The following is a 6,034-nucleotide window of genomic DNA, read 5'->3' as shown; positions in this document are numbered from 1 at the left end:
CTGCCGACCCGCACTACGCAGAGCACTGGCCCAAAGATCTCTTCCTGGTAAATGCGCATGTCAGCGGTGACGTTATCGAACAGGCAGCCACCCACAAAGTAGCCCTCCTCATGGCCAGCCACGGTCAGGCCACGGCCATCCGCTACCAGCGAAGCGCCAGCATTCACACCGTCTTCAATAAACCCAAGCACTTTATCGCGATGCTCTGCAGTGACCAGCGGGCCCATATCCAGGCCTTTATCGGTACCCGGCCCCACCTTCAGCTTAGCTATTTTGGGCAGCATGGTTTCCACTAATCGGTCGGCGGTTTCATCACCTACGCATACCGCTACTGAGATCGCCATGCAGCGCTCGCCGCAGCTGCCGTAGGCGGCACCCATCAGGGTGTTGGCGGCGTTTTCCAGGTCGGCATCCGGCAGAATCACCGCGTGGTTCTTCGCCCCGCCCAGGGCCTGAACGCGCTTGCCCGCCGCCGAGCCACGAGAATAAATCGCTTCCGCCACGGGTGTGGAACCCACAAACGAAATGGCTTTGACGGCTTTGGCATCTAAGAGTGTTTCCACCGCTTCGCGACCGCCGTGAATCACGTTCATCACGCCTTTGGGCAGCCCCGCTTCTTGCAGCAGTTCAGCCACGGCCATGGCCGCTGATGGGTCTTTCTCAGATGGTTTGAGAATAAAGGTGTTACCGCAGGCAATCGCCATCGGGTACATCCACAGCGGCACCATGGCGGGGAAGTTAAACGGGGTAATGCCCGCTACCACGCCCAGCGGCTGGAAGTTAGACCAGGCATCAATGCCTGGCCCCACGTTGTGGGAGTACTCGCCTTTTAACAGCTCTGGCACGCCACAGGCGTACTCGACATTCTCAATGCCGCGCTTCAGCTCGCCCATGGCGTCTTCGACCGTTTTGCCATGCTCTTCGCTGACCAGTCGCACGAGGCGTTCCGCGTGCTCTTCCAGCAGCTGCTTAAAGCGGTACATCACCTGGGCGCGCTTGGCGGGCGGCGTATCGCGCCAGGCAGGAAAAGCGGCCTGGGCTGCGGCAATGGCACGCTCCACATCCGCCGCGCTGGCATCCGCCACGTGGCGAATCACTTTTCCTGTAGAAGGGTTGGTGACGTCCAGCGTGCGCTGGCTTTCTAATAGCTCACCGTTAATCAGGTGGGAAACAACACTCATCATGAAACTCCAAAACAGGGTTGGCCAGGGCTACGCCAGTGAATCCAGGGTGGTCGCAACGGCATCGAACAAACGCTCAAGCTCGGCTTCCGTGGTGCCAAAGGGAGGGCCGAACTGCAGGGTGTCGCCGCCGTAGCGCACGTAAAAGCCCGCTTCCCACAGCGCCATATGGGCATCGCGGGGGCGAATGGTGGGGTCGCCGTTGCGCGGCGCTAGCTGAAGGGCACCAGCCAAGCCGTAGTTACGAATATCGACAATGTGGTTGTGGCCTTTTAGGGCGTGCAGCTTCTGCTCGAATATGGGGGCGATAGCATTCACCTGAGCGGGGAAGTTTTCGCGCTCCATCATCTCCAGCGCTGCCAGCCCCGCCGCGCAGGCCACGGGGTGGGCGCTGTAGGTGTAGCCGTGGGGGAATTCAATGGCGTGCTGGGCACCGCCTGCGTGCATAAAGGTGTCGAAAATCTCACCAGAGGCGATCACTGCGCCCATCGGCACCGCGCCATTGGTGATCTGTTTAGCCACGTTCATGATATCCGGCGTGACGCCAAACGCTTCGGCCCCGGTGGTCGCCCCACTGCGGCCAAAGGCGGTAATCACCTCATCAAAAATCAGCAGAATATCGTGGGCGGTGCAGATCTCCCGCAGCCGATCCAGGTAACCTTTTGGCGGAACAATCACACCCGCCGAGCCCGACATCGGCTCCACAATGACCGCCGCAATGGTAGAGGCATCGTGCAGGGCGATTTGATCCAGCAGCGCGTCGGCAAGCTCAGCGCCGGTTTCCGCTTGGCCACGGGTGTACGCATGGCCAGCCTGCAGGGTGTGGGGCAGGTGCGTCACGTCCATCAACTGGCCGTAGTGCTTACGGTTGCCGCCAATACCTCCCAGGCTGGTGCCGCCAATATTTACCCCGTGGTAGCCCTTGGCGCGGCCGATCATGCGGGTTTTTTCCGGCTTACCTTTTAAACGCCAGTAGGCCTTGGCCATCTTGACCGAGGTATCGGCGGCTTCTGAACCGGAGTTGGTGAAAAACACGTGATCCAGCCCGGCAGGCGTTAAGCTCGCGACCTTTTCCGCCAGTTTGAATGCCAACGGGTGGGCAATCTGAAAGCCAGGGGCAAAATCCAGCGTGCCCAGCTGCGCCGCCACGGCTTTTTGGATCTCTTCACGGTTATGGCCTGCCCCGCAGGTCCATAGGCCAGAGAGCGAATCAAACAGCTTGCGCCCCTGGTCATCAATGTAATAACGCCCTTCCGCCCCCGCAATCATGCGCGGGTTGGCGCGGAAATCGCGGTTCGCGCTGAACGGCATCCAGAAATGCTGGTTGAGGGCGGTGCCCTGCTCATCGGCTGGGTGCGTGTGGGTAGTGGTGCGGTTTTTTAATCCGCTTTTTAGTCCGCTTTTTAATCCAAACATAGTGGCCAAGCTCCATCGCTAACAGGCATAGCCACAGCATGCGCCACCCACCACGTTTATAAAATTAACCTTTTCTTTTGTTCACGTTAGAGAATTTAGACGTAATTGGGCGGCATTTATCTCTACGCTGGCTAGTAGCCAATAACAACTAACAGGACGCCGCCAGCATTACCTGTGCCACTTTGAAAAGGACGACATAACGTATGAACTCGCTTGTTGACCCCACCACAACACTCGATCATTTACGCACCGACAGCGACCGCCTTTGGGCGGCACTGATGGAGATGGCCACGCTGGGCGCTACCGCGAAAGGCGGCGTCAATCGCCAAGCATTGACCGAGCTAGACCGCCAAGGCCGCGACCTGTTTATTCAGTGGTGCCGCGCCGAAGGCTGCACCATTCGCATCGATAATATCGGCAATATTTTTGCCCGCCGAGAAGGCAGCGACACCAACGCCAAAACGGTGATGGCAGGCAGCCATTTGGATAGCCAGCCCACGGGCGGTAAGTACGACGGCTGCTTTGGCGTGCTGGCAGGGCTGGAAGTCATCCGCACCTTAAACGAACACCGCATTACCACTAAAGCGCCGATTGAAGTGGTCGCGTGGACCAACGAAGAGGGCTGCCGATTCCCGCCCTGCATGATGGGCTCCGGCGTGTTTACCGGCGAGCTGGAATTCGATGCCATGATGGCGCGTAAAGACGCCGATGGCGTGTCGGTCAGCGATGCCCTAGACGCTATTCACTACCGAGGCAGCGACGAGGTATCGCCCAGCGAGATTAAGGCCTACTTTGAGCCGCATATCGAGCAGGGCCCTATCTTAGAAGACACCGACACCACCATTGGCGTGGTGATTGGCGCGCTGGGCCAGAAATGGTTTGACCTCACTCTTACCGGCCTAGAGGCCCATGCAGGCCCCACGCCCATGCACCTGCGCCGGGACGCCATGATGGGCGCAGCGGAAGTGACTCAAGCGCTTAACCGGATTGCCAACGAACACCAGCCCCACGGGCGCGGCACCGTCGGGTATATGGCGCTGCACCCCGGCTCGCGCAACGTGATTCCTGGGCAGGTCAAGATGACGCTGGATATGCGCCACTGGGAGCCAGATGCATTAACGGCTATGGGCGACGCGGTGGCCGCAGCGATTGAGGAGATTTGCCAGCGCCACGGGTTAACCTATGAACTAACGCCCACGGCGGATTTTGCCCCCGAGTATTTCAATAAAGCGTGTGTCGAGGCCGTGCGCCAAGGGGCTGAAAAGCTAGAGTTATCTCATATGGATATCATCAGCGGGGCGGGGCACGATGCGATTTTCATTGGCCGAGTGGCCCCAGCGGCGATGATCTTTATTCCCTGCAAAGACGGCATCAGCCACAACGAAGCGGAAAGCGCGACGCCAGGCGATGTTCATGCAGGGTGTAACGTGCTGCTGCACGCCATGTTAGAAGCAGCAGGCACCGCCTGAGAGTATCGCTACCGCACCCAGGTGCGGTAGCCATTTCCTGCCTTACAACACCACCTCAAACCCCTCAAACTTAGGCGGGCCAAGGTAGATGCCTTCTGGCGCTTTGGCGTTGGCGTGGGCTTTGCGGAAGGCATCTGACTTCGTCCAGGCGCGGAAGGCCTCTTCGGATTCCCATACGCTGTGGGAGATAAATACGGTGTGGTCTTCCTGGCTTTCGCCCTGCAGCATTTGGAACTGCTTGAAGCCCGGCACTTCGTCCAAGTGGGAATCGCGGTTGCGCCATACCTCTAGAAAATCCTCTTCGCGGCCTGGGGCAATCCGAAAACGGTTCATTGCGATATACATAGTGGTTCTCCTGTGAGCGGGTGTGACTCAGTTGGTTACGCAAACAATCGCTTGATGGTAACGTCATCACTGCATCACGAATAGATAAGTGACGAACAGGCGTTACGGCTAATGGCTCAGGCACCCCTTCAGGTCGTTTGGTTCAAACGCGATTTACGTATTCACGATCACGCACCGCTGGCCAACGCCGCAGCGGCGGGCCCTGTGCTGCCGCTATTTGCTATTGAGCCCGCACAGTGGCAAGCGCCCGACAGCGCCCTGCGCCACTGGCAGTTTGCCGCCGATTCACTGGTTGATCTTGCCCAAGCGCTCAACACGCTGGGCTTGCCGCTCTGCCTGTGGCAGGGCGATATAGTGGAGTGCCTAACCGCGCTAAAAGCCCACTACGGCGAACTGGTGCTGCACTCCCACCAAGAGACCGGCAACGCTTGGAGTTTTGAGCGCGACCAACGTGTTCAGGCGTGGTGCCACGCCCACCAAGTGCCCTGGCAGGAAGCCCGCCAGCAGGGCGTGATTCGCGGGCTGAGTAGCCGCACCGGGCATCAATCCCGCTGGGAAAGCCACTGGGAAGCGCTGATGGCCGCCCCCACCTACCCCGCCCCGCCAACAGCGGTGGCAGCTCCCGGTTGGGAAGCATTTCATCACGTAGACGTAGCGCAACTGCCCTCGCTCACTTTGGGGTTTGATACCACGCCCTGCCCCCAACGCCAGCGCGGCGGGCGCAGTGAAGGGCGCGCGCTGTGGCTGAGCTTTATTACCCAGCGCGGGCGGCGCTATCGCGGCTCGCTCTCTAAACCGTTACTGGCCTGGGAGTTTGGATCGCGGCTCTCGCCGCACTTGGCCTGGGGCACGCTCTCCATGCGGGAAGTGGTGCAATCCCTGCGCCGCCAGCGGCAAAAGCACGCCGACGACACCGCCTGGGCCCGCTCGCTGCGCGCCTTTACCTCGCGGCTCTATTGGCACTGCCACTTTATTCAGAAGTTGGAGAGCGAACCCAGCATCGAGCATCAAACCCTCCACCCGGCGCTGCGCGGCCTGCGGGAGCGCGACCCGGAACATCCCCACCTGATTGCCTGGAAGCGCGGCCAAACCGGCGTGCCGCTGGTAGATGCCTGCATGCGCAGCCTGACCGCCACCGGCTGGATCAACTTTCGCATGCGCGCCATGCTGCTCTCCCACGCCACTTTTGGTCTGGGGCTGCACTGGTATGAACCAGCATTGCACCTAGCGCGGCTGTTTACTGATTTTGAGCCCGGCATTCACTACCCCCAAGTGCAAATGCAGGCAGGCGCCACCGGCACCAACGCCATGCGGGTCTACAACCCGATCAAGCAGGCAGAAGATAACGACCCCACCGGCGAGTTCATCGCCCGCTGGGTGCCAGAGCTTTCGCCCCTGCCTCAGGAATGGCGCGCCAAGCCCTGGGCGCTGCCGGAAAGCCTGCAAAAACGCTTCGGCTTTCAGCCGGGCGTCGATTACCCCATTCCCAACGATTTTGAAGCCGAAGCGCGCCACTGGAAGAAGCTGTGAATCGCCCCGGATATTCTAGACACCCGTTAGGCTCTTAAAGTAACGCCTTTCATACTCAACCGGTGACAAGTTATCACTTGTGCTGTGTCGGCG

The 6,034-nt window shown here is 59.8% G+C and carries 5 protein-coding genes; 2 read left to right on the top strand and 3 right to left on the bottom strand.

Features of this window, described 5'->3' with window-relative positions; all coding sequences use genetic code 11:
• The coding region (gene mmsA / locus BIS10_RS16875; protein WP_253506998.1) for a CoA-acylating methylmalonate-semialdehyde dehydrogenase at window positions 1–1,181 on the bottom strand (1,181 nt) is incomplete at its 3' end.
• 30 nt (window positions 1,182–1,211) lie between these two features.
• On the bottom strand, window positions 1,212–2,492 hold the full coding sequence (locus tag BIS10_RS16870; RefSeq protein WP_253507001.1) for an aspartate aminotransferase family protein: 1,281 nt from the start codon (window positions 2,490–2,492) through the stop codon (window positions 1,212–1,214).
• A gap of 308 nt (window positions 2,493–2,800) precedes the next feature.
• On the opposite strand from BIS10_RS16870, the gene BIS10_RS16865 reads away from it, so the two are divergent.
• On the top strand, window positions 2,801–4,066 hold the full coding sequence (locus tag BIS10_RS16865; RefSeq protein WP_253506995.1) for a Zn-dependent hydrolase: 1,266 nt from the start codon (window positions 2,801–2,803) through the stop codon (window positions 4,064–4,066).
• A 42-nt stretch (window positions 4,067–4,108) separates the two neighbouring features.
• On the opposite strand, the gene BIS10_RS16860 is transcribed toward BIS10_RS16865, so the two are convergent.
• Window positions 4,109–4,411, bottom strand: a complete 303-nt coding sequence (locus BIS10_RS16860) for an antibiotic biosynthesis monooxygenase (protein ID WP_062363117.1) — start codon at window positions 4,409–4,411, stop codon at window positions 4,109–4,111.
• Window positions 4,412–4,522: 111 nt separating this feature from the next.
• On the opposite strand from BIS10_RS16860, the gene BIS10_RS16855 reads away from it, so the two are divergent.
• Window positions 4,523–5,941 (top strand): cryptochrome/deoxyribodipyrimidine photo-lyase family protein, encoded by a 1,419-nt coding sequence (locus BIS10_RS16855; protein WP_253506992.1) that lies wholly within the window; start codon window positions 4,523–4,525, stop codon window positions 5,939–5,941.
• The last annotated feature ends 93 nt before the right edge of the window (window positions 5,942–6,034 follow it).

Origin of the sequence: Halomonas sp. 707B3 (genome assembly GCF_024158645.1) — a bacterium.
GTDB lineage: Bacteria > Pseudomonadota > Gammaproteobacteria > Pseudomonadales > Halomonadaceae > Vreelandella > Vreelandella lionensis.
This window is presented reverse-complemented; position numbering and strand designations above follow the sequence as displayed.

Excerpts from the sequence above, each read along its gene's own strand:
- BIS10_RS16855 (WP_253506992.1), top strand. The coding sequence starts at position 4,523 with ATGGCTCAGGCACCCCTTCAGGTCGTTTGGTTCAAACGCGATTTACGT.
- BIS10_RS16870 (WP_253507001.1), bottom strand. The coding sequence starts at position 2,492 with ATGCCGTTCAGCGCGAACCGCGATTTCCGCGCCAACCCGCGCATGATT.
- BIS10_RS16860 (WP_062363117.1), bottom strand. The coding sequence starts at position 4,411 with ATGTATATCGCAATGAACCGTTTTCGGATTGCCCCAGGCCGCGAAGAG.
- BIS10_RS16865 (WP_253506995.1), top strand. The coding sequence starts at position 2,801 with ATGAACTCGCTTGTTGACCCCACCACAACACTCGATCATTTACGCACC.